Here is a 16,223-nt window from a genome sequence, read left to right on the forward strand (position 1 = left end):
GTCAGTCGGCGCGCCGGCCCAGAGCGTCGAGCTCCCGCAGCCCCGGGGTCCGCTGGATCACCGCGGTGAAGCTGACCTTCTCGCTGGTGGCGGTGAGGCCGGCGAGCAGCGCGAGCAGACCGGCGCGGCCGAGCGGGCCGCTGCGGGCGGCGAGCGCGACCCCGAGCAGCGCCCCGAGCGCGTTCGCGCCGCTGTCGCCGAGCATCACGTCCTCGGCCAGGTCGTCGCGGAGCAGGCCGGCGGCGGCGCCGGCCACGCCGGCGGTGATCCCGCCGTGCGGGCCGCCGGTCAGCGGCGCGGCGAGCAGCAGCCCGGACTTGAGGGCGCGACCCGGCCGCAGGTCGAGCAGGTTGAGCAGGTTGGCCGTGCCGGCGATCACGCCGGCGCCGAGCAGCACGTCGACGCTGCGGCCGAACGCGCCGTGACGCTGCCGGCGGGGGTGCGCGGCGACGCGGGGGTCGGCGGCGAGCAGCGCGGCGGCACCCAACCCGGCGGCACCCACGCCGACGACCTTGACCAGGCCCGCGGTGATCCGTCCCGCGCGCAACGCGGCGAGGTGACCGGCGAAGCCCTTGGCCGCCTTCTGCTCCGGCCGCGCGCCGACCACGTCGTCGTAGAGGCCGACGCCACCGGCACCGAGGCCGGCGACCAGGGCGGCGGCACCGGAGGCGCCGCTGGTGGCACCGAACGCGCCGGCGGCGCTCGCCCCGGCGGCGAGCGCCGGGCCGGCGGCCAGGGTCAGCGTGCGGCCGCGGAAGTTGGTGCGTTCCAGCGCCGGTCCGGCCGGGGAGGTGCGCACCTCGCGCAGCGCGTACCGGGCCGCCGCGGCACCGGCGCCGGCGATCAGCAGCCGGCCCAGCGCGCTCACGCCGCCGCCCCGCGGGGCCGCAGGCTCGCAGAAGCGTCGGTTACGGACACGGGGGTACGTCGTTCGCTCACTGGGGCAGTGTAGGCACCAGGCCGGAGGCGGCGTTGTCGCCGACGCCGTACTGGCCGGCCTTCTTCTCGGTGAGCTGCTGCACCAGGGCGAGGGCGGTGACCAGTTGGCCCTGCACGGTGTTGGCGTTGTCGACGGTGGAGATGGTCTGGGAGAGCACCGGGTCACCGCGGACCACGGACACCAGGTTGCCGCCGGCGGAGCCGTTGCCGGCCACCACGATCGAACCGGTCCGGTCGAACTGCTCAGCGATCTTGACGACCGACTCGTCCCGCTTGTCGGAGTCCTTGTCGACGTACGGCTGCCCGCTGACCACGACGACCGCCTCGGCCGAGCCGGTGACCTTGTTGTTGTCGGTGGTCAGGTAGCCGGCGTTGTTGTACGCGGCGAGCACCGCCCGCCGGTCGGCGTCGCTGACCGGCGCGGTGCCCTGGGCCCGGTCCAGCAGGACACTGGCCAGCAGCGCGCTGGAGGTCTCCACACCGTGCCCGTTGCCCGGCAGGCCGGTGGTCTGCGCGGTCGGGCGGGCGGCGGTCACGGCCAACTCCAGCAGGTTGGAGTTGTTGTCCGGGTTGACGAGCTTGTCCTGCAGATCGACCCGGCCGGTGATGGTGGCCCCGGCGAGCTGAAGTTTCTTGAGCACACCATCGGTGTGGTCGCGCCCGTTGGGCAGGGTGAGCAGCAGCACGCGCCGCCCGGTCAGGGTGCTGGGGAGGACGACCTGGGACATCTTGTCGGCGAACTCCTCCTCCAACCCGAGCTGCTTCTCCATGTTGTTGACCTGCTGGCGCCAGTACTGGTTGTCCTTGCGCAGTCCGGTGACCTGCCCCTCGAGCGAATCGGCGACCGGACCGTTGAGGGCGGCCGTGCCGACCACCAGGCCGATCGCCAGAGCCAGGAACACCGCGGTGAGCGACACCACGTGGTAGCGGAAGTTGATCACGCTTGCAGCCTCTTGATCGGTCGGGAACTAGAAGAGCCGGTACAGCTGGAACACGAAATTGTCCCACCACTCGGCGACCACGCCCAGGTACGCCTTCCCGACGGTCGAGACAGCCACCGCGGACGCCATCGCCGCGATCGCCGACAACACCAGCAACAGCAAGGAGGACCCGGAGATGCTCTGCCGGTAGAGCCGGCTCACACCCTTGGCGTCGACCAGCTTGCCACCGACCTTCAGCCGGGTCAGGAAGGTCGAGGCCATCCCGCCGCGACCCTTGTCGAGGAACTCGACGAGCGTGGCGTGGGTGCCGACCGCGACCAACAGCGAGGCGCCCTTCTCGTCGGCCAGCAGCATGGCCAGATCCTCGCTGGTCGCCGCCGCCGGGAAGGTGATCGCCGGCACGCCGAGACCGTTGACCCGGGGCAGACCGGGCGCCCGCCCGTCCGGGTACGCGTGCACGATCACCTCGGCGCCGCAGCGCAGCACGTCGTCGGTGACCGAATCCATGTCCCCGATGATCATGTCCGGGGTGTACCCGGCCTCGACCAGCGCGTCGGCCCCGCCGTCGACGCCGATGAGCACCGGCTTGAACTCCCGGATGTACGGGCGCAGCACGTCCAGGTCGGCCTTGTAGTCGTAGCCGCGCACCACGATGAGGCAGTGCCGCCCCTGCATCTGCGTCTCGATGTCCGGCACACCCACACCGTCGAGCAGCAGATCGCGCTCCTGACGGAGGTAGTCCATCGTGTTGGCGGCGAACGCCTCCAACTGCACCGACAGGCCCTCCCGGGCATCGGCCATCGCCTTGGCGACCGACTCGGCGTCCTGCAGGCTGCCGTGGGCCACCGGCTCGTCGCCGGAGAAGACCGTGTTGCCCTCGATGCGGACCTGGTCGCCCTCGCGGATCTGCTCGAAGACGCCCTCCCCGAGGTCGTCGAGGAGCGGAATGCCGGCGGCGATCAGCACCTCCGGGCCGAGGTTCGGGTAACGGCCGGAGACCGACGGCTTGGCGTTGAGCACGCCGCCGACCCCGACCGCGACCAACGAGTCGGCCGCCACCCGATCCAGGTCGACGTGGTCGATGATCGCGATGTCACCAGGGCGCAGCCGACCGACCAGGCGTTTGGTCCGCCGATCAAGGCGCGCGGTGCCGAGGACTCTGCCCGGTTCGGAGTTCCGATTCCGGCGCAACGTGGGTAGACGCATCGTGACCATCCTGGCATGTGAGGCAGGCTTTTCTGTCGCGACATGCCTGAGCAGGGCCGCCTACCCAGGGAAGCACACGACGGCACAAGCCGGTGTGCTTGCGCTCACAATACGCGGCGTCACAGCCGCCTTTCCTTGGCGGCCACGGCCAAGAGCTCCTCGGCGTGAGCGATACCCAGATCGGAATCGGGCAAACCCGCAAGCATCCGGGCCAACTCCCGGGCCCGCTCGGTGTCCTCCACGACCCGCACCCCGCTGGTCGTCACCGCGCCGCCGGTGTCCTTCGCCACCACGAGATGCCGGTCGGCGAACGCGGCCACCTGCGGCAGGTGTGTGACGACGAGCACCTGGTGGCTGCGGGCCAGCCGGGCCAGCCGCCGACCGATCTCCACCGCCGCCTGACCGCCGACGCCCGCGTCGACCTCGTCGAAGACCAACGTGGGCGGGCCACCCGAGCCGGCGAAGACCACCTCGATGGCGAGCATCACCCGGGACAGCTCACCGCCGGAGGCGCCCCGCTGCAACGGCAACGACGGCGCGCCCGGGTGGGCCAGCAACCGCAACTCCACCTCGTCGCCACCGTCCGGCGCGACACCCACCTCCACGCCGTTGACCGACAGCGTCGGCTCGGCGCGACCAGCCGGGCGGGGCAGCACCGCCACCTCGATCCGCGCGTGCGGCATGGCCAACCCGGCCAGCTCGACGGTGACCTGGTCGGCGAACCGGACCGCCGCCTCCTGCCGGGACGCCGACACCCGCCCGGCCAGGTCGGCCACCTCCACGGCGAGCCGCTGACCGTCGCGCTCCAGCTCGTCAAGCAGGTCGTCGGACGTGTCCAGGTCGGACAGTCGGGTGCGCGCCCGGTCGGCCCAGGCGATCACCCCGTCGACGTCGTCGGCGTACTTACGGGTCAGCGCCCGCAGCGCCGCCCGCCGCTCGTAGACGTGCTGCAACCGGGCCGGGTCCGCGTCGAGCGTCGCCAGGTACGCCGACAGCTCCGCCGACACGTCGGTGACGAGCGTGGCCGCCTCCTCCAGGCGGGCCGCCAGCTCACCCAACGCCGGGTCGGTGCCGGACTGCGCCTCCAACGTCCGTCGGGCGGTGCCGAGCAGCACCGTCGCGTCCGGTGCCTCGTCGGCGGCCTCCGCACCGCCCGCCACGCACTGCTGGGCGATCTGCGCGGCGGTCCGCAGCCCCTCGGCGTGCTCCAGCCGCTGCGCCTCGGTCTTCAGCTCGTCGTCCTCACCGGGCTGCGGATCGACCCGGGTGATCTCGTCGAGACCCAGCCGCAGCAGGTCGGCCTCCTGGTTGCGCTCGCGGGCGTTGCGCCGCCGGTCGGCCAGGTCGTCGACCACCCGCCGCCACCCGGTGTACGCCTCGCGCAGCGCGTCGAGCAGCTTCTCGTGCGCGGGGCCGGCGAAGCGGTCCAGTGCGGCGCGCTGCTCGGCGGGGCGCAGCAGCCGCAGCTGGTCGGACTGGCCGTGCACGGCCACGGCCTGCTCGCCGACCTCACCGAGCATCGACACCGGCATGCTCCGGCCGCCGACGTGGGCGCGCGAGCGCCCCTCCACCGTGACCGTGCGGCTCAACAGCACCGAGCCGTCCTCGTCGGGCTCGCCACCGGCCTCGGTGATCCGCGCGTGCACGGCGTCGGCGACCCGACCGCTCAGGCGCAACCGCCCCTCGACCACCGCCCGGCCGGGTTGGGCGCGGACCCGCCCGGCGTCGGCCCGACCTCCGAAGAGCAGGCCGAGGCCGGTCACCACCATCGTCTTGCCCGCACCGGTCTCGCCGGTGATGACGTTCATGCCGCCGGTCAACGGCAGCGTGGTGTCCTCGATGACGCCCAGTCCGGTGATGCGCAGCTCTTCCAGCACAGCCACCGACAGTAGACGCGAGGCCCGACAGTTGACCAGCCGACGGGCCCGGGTGCGGCCGACACCCGGCCGCCGTACAGTTCTGCCCCGTGTTGGATGTGATCGGCCTGACCACGGCTGAGGAGGAGCTCTACCGCTGCCTGCTCCAGCTCACCACGGCCCGCATCGACGAGTTGGTGCGCCGACTGAACCGACCCCGCGACGAGGTCGTCGCCCAGGTCGAGGCGCTGCGCGCCAAGGGCCTGGTGCAGCCCACCGACAACGACCCGGACGCGTCGCTGCGCCCGACCGCCCCGGACGTCGCCCTCGGCGGGACGCTCCTGCGCCGCCAGGAGGACCTGGAGGCGGCCCGCCGACGGGTCACCCAACTGGCCGAGGAGTACCGCTCCGGGCTGCGCCGGCAGCACGTCGACCACCTCGTCGAGGTGATCGCCGGCGCCCGGGTGCTCCGCGACCGTCTGCGCGATCTGCAGAATGCGGCACGCACCGAGGTCCTCTGGTTCTGCCGCGCCAACCCCCTGGCGATGGCCGGCCCGGAGAATGTCGAGGAGTTCGACGCGTTGGCCCGCGGGGTGAGCTACCGGGCCATCTACGAGCGTGACCTGCTGCTGGAACCGGGCGCGTTGACCGACCTGGCCAAGGGCGTCGCCGCCGGGGAGCAGGCCCGGGTCCTGGACCGGCTGCCGGTCCGACTGGCCATCGTGGATGCCCGCATCGCCATCTGCCCGTTGGTGCCCGACCGCGACGGCGGCGAGCCGAGCGCCGCCGTGATCGGCCGCAGTCAACTGCTGGACGCGCTGCTCGCCCTCTTCGAGAGCCACTGGCGGGTGGCCACCCGGTTGCGGCTCGACGATCCCCTGGCCGTCGCGGCCCCCGAGGCTCGACGGCCGGGGCCCGCGGACCAACCGGGCGACGGTTACCAGCCCGACGCCGACGAGGCGCGGCTGCTGTCGCTGTTCGTGGCGGGCGTACCGGACAAGTCCATCGCCTCCCAGCTCGGGGTGAGCCGGCGGACCGTGCAGCGGCGCGTCGCCGACCTGATGGCCGCCGCCGGGGTGGACACCCGGCCCGGGCTGGCGTTCCAGGTGGCCCGACGCGGCTGGCTCTGACGCGGCGGGGTCCGCCGTCGAGTGACGGCGGACCCCACCCGGGCGGGACGGCCCCCGCCGCCCCGCCCGGCGCGCGTCAGCGCAGCCCGTACGCCGCAAGCACCGTCTGCTCGACGGTGTTCCCGGCCCGGTCGGCGGCGCGCACCCGCAGCGACACCGTTCCACGCCCGGCCGGCACGGTCGCGGTGTACCGGGTGCCCGACCCCACGGTCGGCGCGGTGCGCCAGGTGACGCCCCCGTCGAAGGAGACCTGCACGCGGACGCTGGCGCCGGTCGGCGCGGGCACCCCGGCGGGCTGGCGCAGGGTCAGCCCCAGCTGGTGCGGCCGGTCGCCGCGGACCGTGCCGAGCAGGTCGGCCGGCACCCGGTAGTCCACCTGCAACAGCGACAGCGGCGTGGCGGCGTCGCCCGTCGGTCGCGCCGAGGTGAACTCCCAGGCCGTGTCGGTCCGGGTGGCGTAGCGCCACTCGTCCGAGGACCGCTTCGTGGTCAGGTCCAGCCGGTAGCGGGCCCGACCCGCCGTGGTGGGCACCGGGACCCACCCACCGGACAGGTCGGCGATCTGCTGCCCGTCCCGGCTGACCCGGGCCTCGACGGTGTCCGACTCCTCGCTTCCGCCGGCCACGCTGTAGTGCCCGTCGGCGTCGACGAACTCGGGCACCCGCAGAGCCAGGGTGTCACCGGTCCGCGTGGGAACCGGCACCCCGCTGGCCGGTACGGCCGGGCGGACCACCGGGGCGTGCCAGGCTTCGGTCTCCCGATCGTCGGCGCCGTAGCGCCGGGGCTCCTGGTTCAGGCCGCCGGCCAACTGCCCCCACTGCAGGTACATGAGCTTGTGCTGCACCCGGTGCTGCCACCAGTTGTCCCCGGCGCTGACGAACTCCTGCCGGGTGGTGCCGGTACGGACCATGCGCTGGTCGTCGTTCCAGGAGTACTCCTGCCACGGGCGCCAACCAAAGCGCTGCTCACTGGCCCAACCCGCACCCGTGCCGCCGTAGCTCGCGCTCACCTCCGCGGTGTTCTTCGCGGTCACGGTGTGCACGATCCGCTCCGGCACCCGACCCTTCGACACCTGCCACACGTCGTACAGGTAGGGGCTGTCCACGGTCAGCGTCAGGTCCAGCGTCGCCCGCCCCTTCCCGGCCGCCGCGATGAGCCGCTGCCCATCGTCGTAGGCGACCGCCATCGACGGGATCGGCAGTCGGTCCCCGAGGGGGCGCCACACCGTCCACGCGGAGAAGTCCGGTGGCCGAACGACAAGCACCGCCGCCGCACCGGCGGCCGCCGCGGCGGCGATCTGCTCGTCCTCGGAGCGGTTCGGGTCGGTGGCGAGCAGCGCGGCGGCGCCCCGCACCCGGGTCAGCTCAGCGGGAGTCCCCGTACCGGCCCAGACCAGCGCCAGCTTCCGCCGGCCGGCCGGCGCCGGTGACGAACCCATCAGGTTGATGTCCAGCGGACCGGACACGCCACTGATCTTCGCATCCACCATCGGGGCGACGAGCTGCCAGCGCGAGGCGAACTCGAACTCACCCCGGCGCACCTGGCGCGTCGGCGTGACGTTGACCTGCTGAACGGTGCTGTACGACATCACCCCGTGGTCGACCTGCCGGCCGTTGCCCATCACCCGGTGCACGTAGTAGCTGAGCGTCGCCTGCTGCTCGCTGGGCTTCGGCGTCTCGATCCGCACCGGCGTGCCCTTGCGGGCGTCGAGCACCACGGTCAGGTCCCGGTCGACGGTCAGCTCCGGCTCGACGACCTCGGTCAGTTGCTCGTCCAACGGGGCGCCGTGCTCGACCATCGCGGTCAGCAGGTACGCGCCCTCCTCGACCTGCAGGGTGCCCTCGCCCGGCCACCAGCCCCAGTAGTCCGACTCGGGCTGCTCACCGAAGAGAGTCAACCCCGGCGACACGGTCAGCCGACCCTGCCGGTCCAACACCTTCACGGTCACCTGGTGCATCGGACCACTGACGGTCAGCCCGACCGGGGTCCGCACGGCGACGCCGTCCGTACCGGTGGCCACCAGCCAGCCACCGTGCGGGCCGCGGGCCAGCTTCGCCGGGTCGGCACGCAGCGGCACGGCCACGCTGCCGCCCGCCGGCACGGTCACCTCGCCGGAGCTCACGGCGACGCCGTCGGTCTCGGCCGCACCACTGTCCAGGTTGCGCAGGTCCACGGCCAGCCGCAGGGTCCGCGCAACCGTCGTGCCGTTGGTGTACGTCACGGTCCGCTCGACCGCCGCACCGCCGGTGGAGATCCGGCCGAAGTCCGCGGTGGCCGAGGCGACCACCTGCTGCGTGAGCGCCCGGGCCACGTCGACGCGACCACCACCCTGCTCGAAGACGGTCAGCGCCGGGTTGGCCTTCGTGGTGCTCACCAGCGCGTCCTTGAGCCTGCCGGCGTTCCAGTCCGGGTGTTCCTGAGCGAGGATCGCGGCCGCCCCGGACACGTGCGGGGTGGCCATCGAGGTGCCGTTCGCGGTCGTGTAGGCGTCGCCCACCGGCGTACCCATGGTGGTGCCGGCGGCCCGCGCGGCGACGATCCCGACGCCCGGGGCGGTGATGTCCGGCTTCAGGCCGTTGTCGCCGAGCCGCGGACCGCGGCTGGAGAACTCGGCCAGGTTGTCGTCGCGGTCCACCGCGCCGACGGTGAGCGCCGCGGCGGCCGCGCCCGGCGAGCCGACGGTACGCGCCGCACCCGCGTTGCCCGCGGCGACCACGAACAGCGCGCCGGTCTCGGCGGTCAGGTCGTTGACGGCCTGGCTCATCGGGTCGGTGCCGTCGGTCGGGTCGCCGCCGAGGCTCATGCTGACGACCTTCGCGCCGGAGTGGGCGGCCCACTCCATGCCGGCGATGATGGACGAGTCGTAGCCGGAGCCACCGTCGTCGAGCACCTTGCCGATCAGCAGCTTCGCGCCGGGGGCCACGCCCTTGCGCAGCCCGGCGGACGCCGCGCCGCTGCCGGCGATGGTGGACGCCACATGGGTGCCGTGGCCGTGCCCGTCGCGGGGGCTGCCGCTGTTGGAGAAGTCCCGCGCCTCGGCGATCCGATCGGCCAGGTCGGGGTGGGTGGCGTCGACACCGGTGTCGAGCACCGCCACCTTCACGCCGGCACCGTCGCGGCCCGCTGCCCAGGCCGCCGGGGCGCCGATCTGCGGCACGCTGTGCTCCAGCGTCGGGCGGACCTTCCCGTCCAGCCAGATCCGCGCGATGCCGGCGCCGAGCGTGGCCGGCGTCCCGCCGGCGACACGCTGCCCGGGCGTACCGGCGAGCGTGGTCCACAGGCCACCGAGGTCGCCCTTGCCCACCCGCAACGCCGCGCCGTTGATGCTCTCCAACGGCCGGGCGTCGGTGGCACCGGCGAGCGGCCTGACCCTCCCCGCGGCCTGCTCCTGGTAGCGCACGATCAGCGGCAACGCGCCCTGCTCGGCGTCGCCGTAACCGTCGGCCGCCAACTCCTGCACCTCGAAGAGGTTCGCGTCGAGAACCCCGCTGGAGACGTAGGGCAGGACGTCGCTGGGCAGGACCCGCAGCCGGCCGTTGACCTCCAGAGTCTGGAAGATGACCCGCTCACGCCCGGGTCCCGGGCGGACGGTGGCGGCGACCCGGCCCGGCGCCGCCGGCGCGAGCTCGACCTGGTCGCCGGTGATCAGGGTGACGCGGACGGGTGCCGCGAGCGGGGTGGGCGTGCCCGAGTTCGGGCCGGTGGGCCGGACGGGCGGGTCGGCGGACGCCGGTGCGGCGAGGCCGACCACCAACGCGCCGACCGCGCCGACGGCGAGCCAGCGGGGGGACCAGTGCATGCGATGTGCTCCTCTACTCCTCCAGGCCCACCATCCGTGGATGAGGGCCGATCGGAGTCTGCGACGGAGCCTGTCACCAGGTCACTAGTCACCAGCCGCCGCAGCGGCGACATGTCGTCAGGTGGACAACCGCCGTCCACCCACGGTGCACGCCGCGATCACCGGCGGCTGCCGCGCCAGCCGTGCAGCGATCACCGGCGGCTGCCGCGCCACCCGTGCACGGGAAGGCCGAACTTGGCGACCAACCGGTCGGTGAACGGACGGGCCCGCAACCGCACGATGCGCACCGGCAGGGCGCCCCGACGCACCGTCACCCGGGCACCCGGTGGCAGGTCGTAGACGCGCCGCCCGTCGCAGGACAACACGGCGAGGGTGGTGAACGGGTCGACGGTGATCACGAAGGTGGACGTCGGGGCGGTGACCAACGGGCGGCTGAACAACGCGTGCGCGCTGATCGGCACCAGCAGCAACGCCTCCACCTCCGGCCAGACCACCGGCCCGCCACCGGAGAACGCGTACGCGGTGGAGCCGGTGGGGGTGGCGCAGACGACACCGTCGCAGCCGTAGCGCGACAGCGGCCGCCCGTCCACGTCGACGAGCAGTTCGAGCATCTGCGCCCGCTCGCCCTTCTCGATGCTGATCTCGTTGAGCCCCCAGGACTCGATGGTCGGCCCACCGTCGAACTCGGCGGTCACGTCCAGCGTGAGCCGCTCGTGAACCGTGTAGTTGCGATCGACGACGTCGCGCACCGCGCTGTCCAGGTCGTCGATCTCCGCCTCGGCGAGGAAACCCACCTTGCCGAGGTTGATGCCGAGCAGCGGCGCCTTCGCCGGCCGGGCCAGCTCGGCCGCGCGCAGGAAGGTGCCGTCCCCACCGAGCGCGAAGACGATCTCGGCGCCCTCGGCGGCCTGTGGACCGGCGACCGGCACCACACCGGGCAGGTCGAGGTCGTCGGCTTCGTCCGCGACCACCCGTACCTCGAAACCCGCGGAGATCAGGTCGGCGGCGACCGACCGGGCGTGCTCGGTGCTGCGCCGTCGGCCGGTGTGGGTCACCAGCAGCGCGGTCCGGCTCATCGGGCCACCCGCCCGACCCGGCCCGAACCGTGCCACGCCACCGTCGCTCCGACCCGGCCGCGTGTCCTCCCGCGGACCGTCGCGGCGCCCTCGCTGCGCGCGTTCACCCTGCGACCTCCTCCGCCGCCACGTCCGGCACATCGCCGACCGTCGGGCCCTCCGGCCCGGCCGCCACCACCGCCCGTACCCGCTCCGGGTCGGCCGGTGGCGCGCCCCGGCGCAACCATACGAAGAACTCCACGTTGCCGCTCGGCCCGGGCAGCGGACTGGCCGCCACGTCGGCCAGGCCGAGACCGAGCCGCGCGGCCGCCGCCGCCACGTCCAGCACCGCTTCGGCGCGCAGCTGCGGATCGCGCACCACACCACCGGCGCCGACCCGGTCCTTGCCCACCTCGAACTGCGGCTTCACCATCAACGCCAGGTCACCGTCGTCCCGGGTGCAGCCGGCCAACGCCGGCAGCACCAGCCGCAGTGAGATGAACGACAGGTCGGCCACCGTGAGCTCGACCGGCCCGCCGATCACGTCCGGCTCGAGGGTACGGACATTGGTGCGCTCCAGCACCCGGACCCGCTCATCCGTACGCAGTGACCAGGCGAGCTGCCCGTAGCCGACGTCCACCGCCACCACCTCGGCGGCGTCGGCGCGCAGCAGCACGTCGGTGAAGCCACCCGTCGACGCGCCGGCGTCCAGGCAGCGCCGGCCGGCGACGCGCAGCCCACCGGCCCCGAACGCGGCCAGCGCGCCCGCGAGCTTGTGCCCGCCCCGGGAGACGTACTCCTCGGTCGGGTCCTCGCCGGTCACCAGCAGCGGATCGGCGGGGTCGACCATCGCGGCGGCCTTGCGCGCGACGACCCCGCGCAGTTGGACGCGGCCGGCCTCGACCAACGCGGCGGCCTGCTCCCGGGAGCGGGCCAGACCACGGCGGACGAGTTCGGCGTCCAGCCGGTTGCGACGTGCCATGGGTGGTTCTCCGGTCTGCTCAGGCCTGGTCGTCCCACTCAGGTCTGGTCGATGGTGGCGAGGGTCTCGCGCAACGTCTCGTAGGCCGCCTCGTACTGGGCGATCTGGTCGGCCGGGGCCAACGTCGCCGCGTTGGCCATGGCCCGCACCGCGGCGTCCACCGCCGGATGCCGCGCCTCGTCGTCTCCGACGTCGGGCAGCGGGCCGGGCCGGACGCCCACCGGCGGGCCGGGCCGGACTGCGCCACCGGCTGGTGGGCCGGGCCGGGCCGCACCGCCGGCCGGTGGGCCGGGGCGGTCTGGGAACGCCGCGTTCGGTGGAGGGCCGGGGCGGGCCGGGAACGACCCGCCGGCCGGTGCGCCTGGCTGGCTCATTCGGCGTCGTCCGGAGGCTGTTTGCGGACGGCCTTCTTGGCCGGCATGACCGCGGGAGTGGGAGCCTCGTCGGCGTCGCCGAGCGGCGCTGGCGGCTTCTTGGCGATGGCCTTCTTCGCGAGGGCCTTCTTCGCCACGGCCTTCTTCGCGACGGCCTTCTTGGCCACCGGGGCACCGGCCGAGGCGTCGGAGGGCACGAGACCGCTGACGGGCCGCGCGGCCAGCGCGGGGTCGGGTTGCGCCGTGCTGCCGCCGGTGGCCGGATCGGCGGTGCTCGGCGCGGCGGTGCTCGGCGCGGCGGTGGTCGGCTCAGCGGTGGTCGGAGTGGCAGCGGCGGTCGGCGCGGCAGCGGTCGGCGCGGCGAGCGGTGCGGTGGGCGGCTCGGCGGCGCGTGCCTCGCGGAGCTGCCGTTCCAGGTCGTGCACCCGTCGGGTCAGCTCGGCCACCTCGTCGGCGGTGGCCAGCCCGACCGCGCCGAGTGCCCGGTCGACCTCGAATCGGACCAGCTTGGTCAGCGCCTCCCGGTTGGCGGCGCCGGTGGTGACCAGCTCCTCGCCGAGGGCCTGGAGCTGGGCGGCGGTCGCGCCGCCGGAGCCGACGAGACGACGGGCCACGTCCTGGGCCTTCTTCCGGGGCGCCTCCGCGAGGCCCATGGCCAGCTCGAGGTAGGCGCGCCACGCGTCCTGCATGCCTGAGTCCTTCCACGGGGCGGGGTGTGCAGGTGTCACGCTACCGGGCACCCCGGACCAACCCGTGCGGTACGGTGCCGAGGACGGCGTGGCGATCAACGAGGGGGAGATGTGGCCAGCGTGGACGAGTGCCGGCAGGCTTTGCAGGAGCTGGCCGCCCGGCTGGATCGCAACGCCGAGACGGTGCGCGAACGGATCGACCTGGACCGGACACTGGCCTGCCGGATCACCGATCTGGACACCGCGTTCCACGGACGGATCACCGGCGGTCGACTTGTCGAGTTGACCGACGGCGACGATCCCAAGGCCAAGATCGCGCTGAGCACGTCCAGCGATGACCTGCTCGCCCTGGTCCGCGGCGACCTGGACGTCACCAGCGCGGTGACCTCCCGCCGGGTGTCGATCAAGGCCAACCCGTTCGATCTGCTGAAGCTGCGCAAACTGCTCTGACGAGCCCCGTCAGGCAGCGGCGGTCACACCGAAGCTCTCCACCGCGTGCGTCGCGTCCGGGCCGATCGGGCGGATCTTCGGCAGCGCCGGCTCCGACGCCGACCAGGCCACCGCGCAGAGCGCCGCCACCGCGTCCAGCGGCCGACCTGAGCCGGCCAGCTCCAGGGTGCCGTCGCGGTCGGTCACGGACCAGCCAGCGGCGTCCGCCGCGCCCGGGACCCGCACGGCAGCCGCCGGGTCGAAGAGCCCCGCCAGGTCATTCGCCACGTACGTGGGACGGCGCTGCGGAGGGGCGGCCAGCAGATCCGGTACGCCGTGGACGCCGGTGAGCACGAGCAGGCTGTCCAGCCCGGCACGGCGGGCACCCTCGATGTCGGTGTCCAATCGGTCACCCACCACGAGGCTTCGGCCACCTCCCGCGCGCCGAGCGGCGGTCTCGAACAGCGCCGACTCCGGCTTGCCGACCACCACGTCCGGGTCCCGTTCCAGCGCCGTCCGCAGCACCGCCACCAGCGACCCGTTGCCGGGCAGCGGACCTCGTCCACTGGGCAGCGTCCGGTCGGTGTTGGTGGCGATCCAGAGCGCTCCGGAGCGCACCGCGATCGACGCCTCGGCCAGTTCGGCCCAGCCGACCTGCGGCCCGTACCCCTGCACCACCGCGGCCGGATTCTCGTCGGCCTTGCTGACCGGGGTCAGGCCGACGGCGCGCAGCTCCGCACGCAGCGCTTCCGCCCCGACCACCAGCACCGGCGCGCCGGCGGGCAGCCGATCCCGCAGCAACTCGGCCGACGCCGCCGCGGAGGTGAGCACCTCCTCCGGCCGGGCCGGCACACCCATCCCCGTCAGCAGGTCGGCGACCTCGCTGGACCGGCGGGACGCGTTGTTGGTGGCGTACGCCACCGCCCGTCCCTCGTCGTGCAGCCGGGCCACCGCCTCGACGGCGCCGGGGATCGGCCGGTCGATCAGGTAGATCACCCCGTCCAGGTCGAAAACGACAAGGGTGTACCCGTCGACCAGCCGCTCCCCCGCGCCCCCGTTCACCGCTGCGTCGGCTCCGACTCGTCGCCCCGGGTGGGGGCGGTCTCGTCGGCGTTCACCGTGTCGCCGGACGTCACACTGCCGTCGGCGGCGGTGTCCGCCTCGGCGTTGCCGGCCTCGTCCGGGTGACGGTCCTCGTCCTCGTCGACGGAGTCCTCGTCGTCGCCAGGACGGCCGACCGCACCGTCCCGCTCGTCGTCGTCGAAGTCCTCGTCGTCGTCTTCGTCTTCGTCGTCTTCGTCGTCTTCGTCGTCCTCGTCGTCGTCGAAGTCCTCTTCGTCGTCGTCGCGGTCGTCGTCGTCGCGGTCGCGGTCGTCGTCGTCGCGGTCGTCGTCGTTCGCGCCGGTCAGGTCGGCGTCCGGTTCCGCCGGAACCGCTCCCGGAGCGCCCGGGCCCGCGGCGATCTCCTCGGCGGCCTCGTCCTCGTCGTCGCCCTCGATGACCACGCCGTCGAGTTCCAGCAGCCGCTCGGCGGCGTCCGTCTCACCCTCGGTGTCCACGTCAGCAGCACGGGAGAACCACTCGCGGGCTTCCTCACGCCGACCCACCGCGAGCAGCGCGTCGGCGTACGCGTAGCGCAGCCGAGCCGTCCACGGCACCGTCGCCTCGCTGGTGAGGTCCGGGACCTGGAGCATCGCGACCGCGGCGTCCTTCTGCCCGAGGTCACCGCGGGCACCCGCGGCCACGATGAGCAGTTCGATCGCGACGGCCTGGTCCAGCTTCTCCCGGTCGGCACCACGGAACAGGTCGATGGCCCGTTCCGGCCGGCCGAGCGCCCGCTCACAGTCCGCGAGCACGGCCAGGTGGCTCTGCAGACCACTCATCCGGTGGTACGTGCGCAGCTCGGCGATCGCCGACTGCCACTCCCCCGCGTGGTACGCGGCCAGACCGACCGCCTCACGAACCGCGGAGATGCGCGACGCGAGCCGCCGGGCGGCCAGCGCGTGCGCCAACGCCTCGGCCGGGTCCTCGTCGATGAGCTGACCCGTCGCCACCAGGTGCCGCGCCACGGTCTCGGCGACCGGCTTGTTCAGCGAGAGCAGCTCAGCGCGAACGTCCTTGTCGAGGTCGGTCGCGACGATGTCGTCCGGCAGGGCCGGGGCCGAGCTACGCCCACCGTCGTACGAGTCGGAGCCGCCAGCACGGTCGTCACGGCGGAACTCGCCCTCACGACGCGGCCGATCGTCGGCCCGGGGAGCACCCGCCCGGTCGCCGCCCCGGTAGCCACCCTCACGGTCGCCACCCCGGTAACCACCGCCGTCACGCGGCCCACTCGGCCGAGAGCTGTCCCGGTCACCACCTCGGAAACCGCCCTCGCGGGGAGCACCGCGGTAACCGCCTTCGCGAGACGCGCCGCCTTCCCGACGGTCACCGCCGCGGAAGCCGCCCTCGCGGTCACCACCGCGGAAACCGCCCTCACGCGGAGCGCTGGAGCGCGAACCATCGCGGAAGCCGCCCTCACGACGGTCACCGCCCCGGAAGCCACCCTCACGGTCGCCACCCCGGAAGCCACCCTCACGCGGAGCGCTGGAACGCGACCCATCGCGGTCGCCGCCACGGAAGCCGCCCTCACGACGGTCACCGCCACGGAAGCCACCCTCGCGGTCGCCGCCGCGGAAGCCGCCCTCACGAGGCGCGCCGCCGTCACGCGGTCCACTCGGCCGGGAACCATCGCGGTCGCCGCCACGGAAGCCGCCCTCACGACGGTCACCGCCACGGAAGCCACCCTCGCGGTCGCCGCCGCGGAAGCCGCCCTCACGAGGC

The 16,223-nt window shown here is 73.8% G+C and carries 13 protein-coding genes; 2 read left to right on the forward strand and 11 right to left on the reverse strand.

Annotated features, from left to right (window positions below; translation table 11 throughout):
* Position 1 precedes the first annotated feature (1 nt).
* The 4 genes from AB0C01_RS08065 to recN all read right to left on the reverse strand — a co-directional run bounded on the left by AB0C01_RS08065 (position 2) and on the right by recN (position 4,963).
* Positions 2-868 carry a hypothetical protein gene (locus tag AB0C01_RS08065; RefSeq protein WP_357570688.1) on the reverse strand — a complete coding sequence of 289 codons (867 nt, stop codon included), beginning with the start codon at positions 866-868 and terminating at the stop codon, positions 2-4.
* A 67-nt stretch (positions 869-935) separates the two neighbouring features.
* On the reverse strand, positions 936-1,880 hold the full coding sequence (locus AB0C01_RS08070; protein WP_357255849.1) for a copper transporter: 945 nt from the start codon (positions 1,878-1,880) through the stop codon (positions 936-938).
* A 27-nt stretch (positions 1,881-1,907) separates the two neighbouring features.
* A complete protein-coding gene (gene steA / locus AB0C01_RS08075) occupies positions 1,908-3,086 on the reverse strand; it encodes a putative cytokinetic ring protein SteA (protein WP_357255851.1) in 1,179 nt (392 codons plus the stop codon).
* A 119-nt stretch (positions 3,087-3,205) separates the two neighbouring features.
* Positions 3,206-4,963: a DNA repair protein RecN gene (gene recN, locus AB0C01_RS08080; RefSeq protein ID WP_357255852.1), complete on the reverse strand. Its 1,758-nt coding sequence runs from the start codon at positions 4,961-4,963 to the stop codon at positions 3,206-3,208.
* A gap of 89 nt (positions 4,964-5,052) precedes the next feature.
* On the opposite strand from recN, the gene AB0C01_RS08085 reads away from it, so the two are divergent.
* Entirely contained in the window at positions 5,053-6,072 is a 1,020-nt protein-coding gene (locus AB0C01_RS08085) for a helix-turn-helix domain-containing protein (RefSeq protein ID WP_357255854.1), read from the forward strand.
* A gap of 76 nt (positions 6,073-6,148) precedes the next feature.
* On the opposite strand, the gene AB0C01_RS08090 is transcribed toward AB0C01_RS08085, so the two are convergent.
* The 5 genes from AB0C01_RS08090 to AB0C01_RS08110 form a co-directional block, all read right to left on the reverse strand.
* Positions 6,149-9,871 (reverse strand): S8 family serine peptidase, encoded by a 3,723-nt coding sequence (locus tag AB0C01_RS08090; RefSeq protein WP_357570689.1) that lies wholly within the window; start codon positions 9,869-9,871, stop codon positions 6,149-6,151.
* A gap of 191 nt (positions 9,872-10,062) precedes the next feature.
* On the reverse strand, positions 10,063-10,947 hold the full coding sequence (locus AB0C01_RS08095) for an NAD kinase (RefSeq protein ID WP_357255858.1): 885 nt from the start codon (positions 10,945-10,947) through the stop codon (positions 10,063-10,065).
* A 103-nt stretch (positions 10,948-11,050) separates the two neighbouring features.
* Positions 11,051-11,908 carry a TlyA family RNA methyltransferase gene (locus tag AB0C01_RS08100; RefSeq protein WP_357570690.1) on the reverse strand — a complete coding sequence of 286 codons (858 nt, stop codon included), beginning with the start codon at positions 11,906-11,908 and terminating at the stop codon, positions 11,051-11,053.
* A 38-nt stretch (positions 11,909-11,946) separates the two neighbouring features.
* The gene (locus tag AB0C01_RS08105; protein ID WP_357570691.1) at positions 11,947-12,282 is read right to left on the reverse strand and encodes a hypothetical protein; all 336 of its coding nucleotides are present in this window, start codon (positions 12,280-12,282) and stop codon (positions 11,947-11,949) included.
* The gene (locus AB0C01_RS08110; protein WP_357570692.1) at positions 12,279-12,971 is read right to left on the reverse strand and encodes a hypothetical protein; all 693 of its coding nucleotides are present in this window, start codon (positions 12,969-12,971) and stop codon (positions 12,279-12,281) included. The genes AB0C01_RS08105 and AB0C01_RS08110 overlap by 4 nt, the downstream gene beginning before the upstream one ends.
* A gap of 111 nt (positions 12,972-13,082) precedes the next feature.
* On the opposite strand from AB0C01_RS08110, the gene AB0C01_RS08115 reads away from it, so the two are divergent.
* On the forward strand, positions 13,083-13,421 hold the full coding sequence (locus AB0C01_RS08115) for an SCP2 sterol-binding domain-containing protein (RefSeq protein ID WP_088947517.1): 339 nt from the start codon (positions 13,083-13,085) through the stop codon (positions 13,419-13,421).
* A gap of 9 nt (positions 13,422-13,430) precedes the next feature.
* Here AB0C01_RS08115 and AB0C01_RS08120 read toward each other — a convergent pair whose 3' ends face one another.
* Both AB0C01_RS08120 and AB0C01_RS08125 read right to left on the reverse strand, forming a co-directional pair.
* Positions 13,431-14,462, reverse strand: a complete 1,032-nt coding sequence (locus AB0C01_RS08120; RefSeq protein ID WP_357570693.1) for an HAD-IIA family hydrolase — start codon at positions 14,460-14,462, stop codon at positions 13,431-13,433.
* A complete protein-coding gene (locus AB0C01_RS08125) occupies positions 14,459-15,469 on the reverse strand; it encodes a hypothetical protein (protein WP_357570712.1) in 1,011 nt (336 codons plus the stop codon). Before AB0C01_RS08125 ends, AB0C01_RS08120 begins: the two co-directional genes overlap by 4 nt.
* Positions 15,470-16,223 lie beyond the last annotated feature (754 nt).

The organism is Micromonospora sp. NPDC048905 (assembly GCF_040649655.1).
Lineage (GTDB): Bacteria > Actinomycetota > Actinomycetes > Mycobacteriales > Micromonosporaceae > Micromonospora.

Coding starts and splice junctions, on each gene's coding strand:
- steA (WP_357255851.1), bottom strand. CDS start 3,086: ATGCGTCTACCCACGTTGCGCCGGAATCGGAACTCCGAACCGGGCAGA.
- AB0C01_RS08090 (WP_357570689.1), bottom strand. CDS start 9,871: ATGCACTGGTCCCCCCGCTGGCTCGCCGTCGGCGCGGTCGGCGCGTTG.
- AB0C01_RS08095 (WP_357255858.1), bottom strand. CDS start 10,947: ATGAGCCGGACCGCGCTGCTGGTGACCCACACCGGCCGACGGCGCAGC.
- AB0C01_RS08100 (WP_357570690.1), bottom strand. CDS start 11,908: ATGGCACGTCGCAACCGGCTGGACGCCGAACTCGTCCGCCGTGGTCTG.
- AB0C01_RS08105 (WP_357570691.1), bottom strand. CDS start 12,282: ATGAGCCAGCCAGGCGCACCGGCCGGCGGGTCGTTCCCGGCCCGCCCC.
- AB0C01_RS08110 (WP_357570692.1), bottom strand. CDS start 12,971: ATGCAGGACGCGTGGCGCGCCTACCTCGAGCTGGCCATGGGCCTCGCG.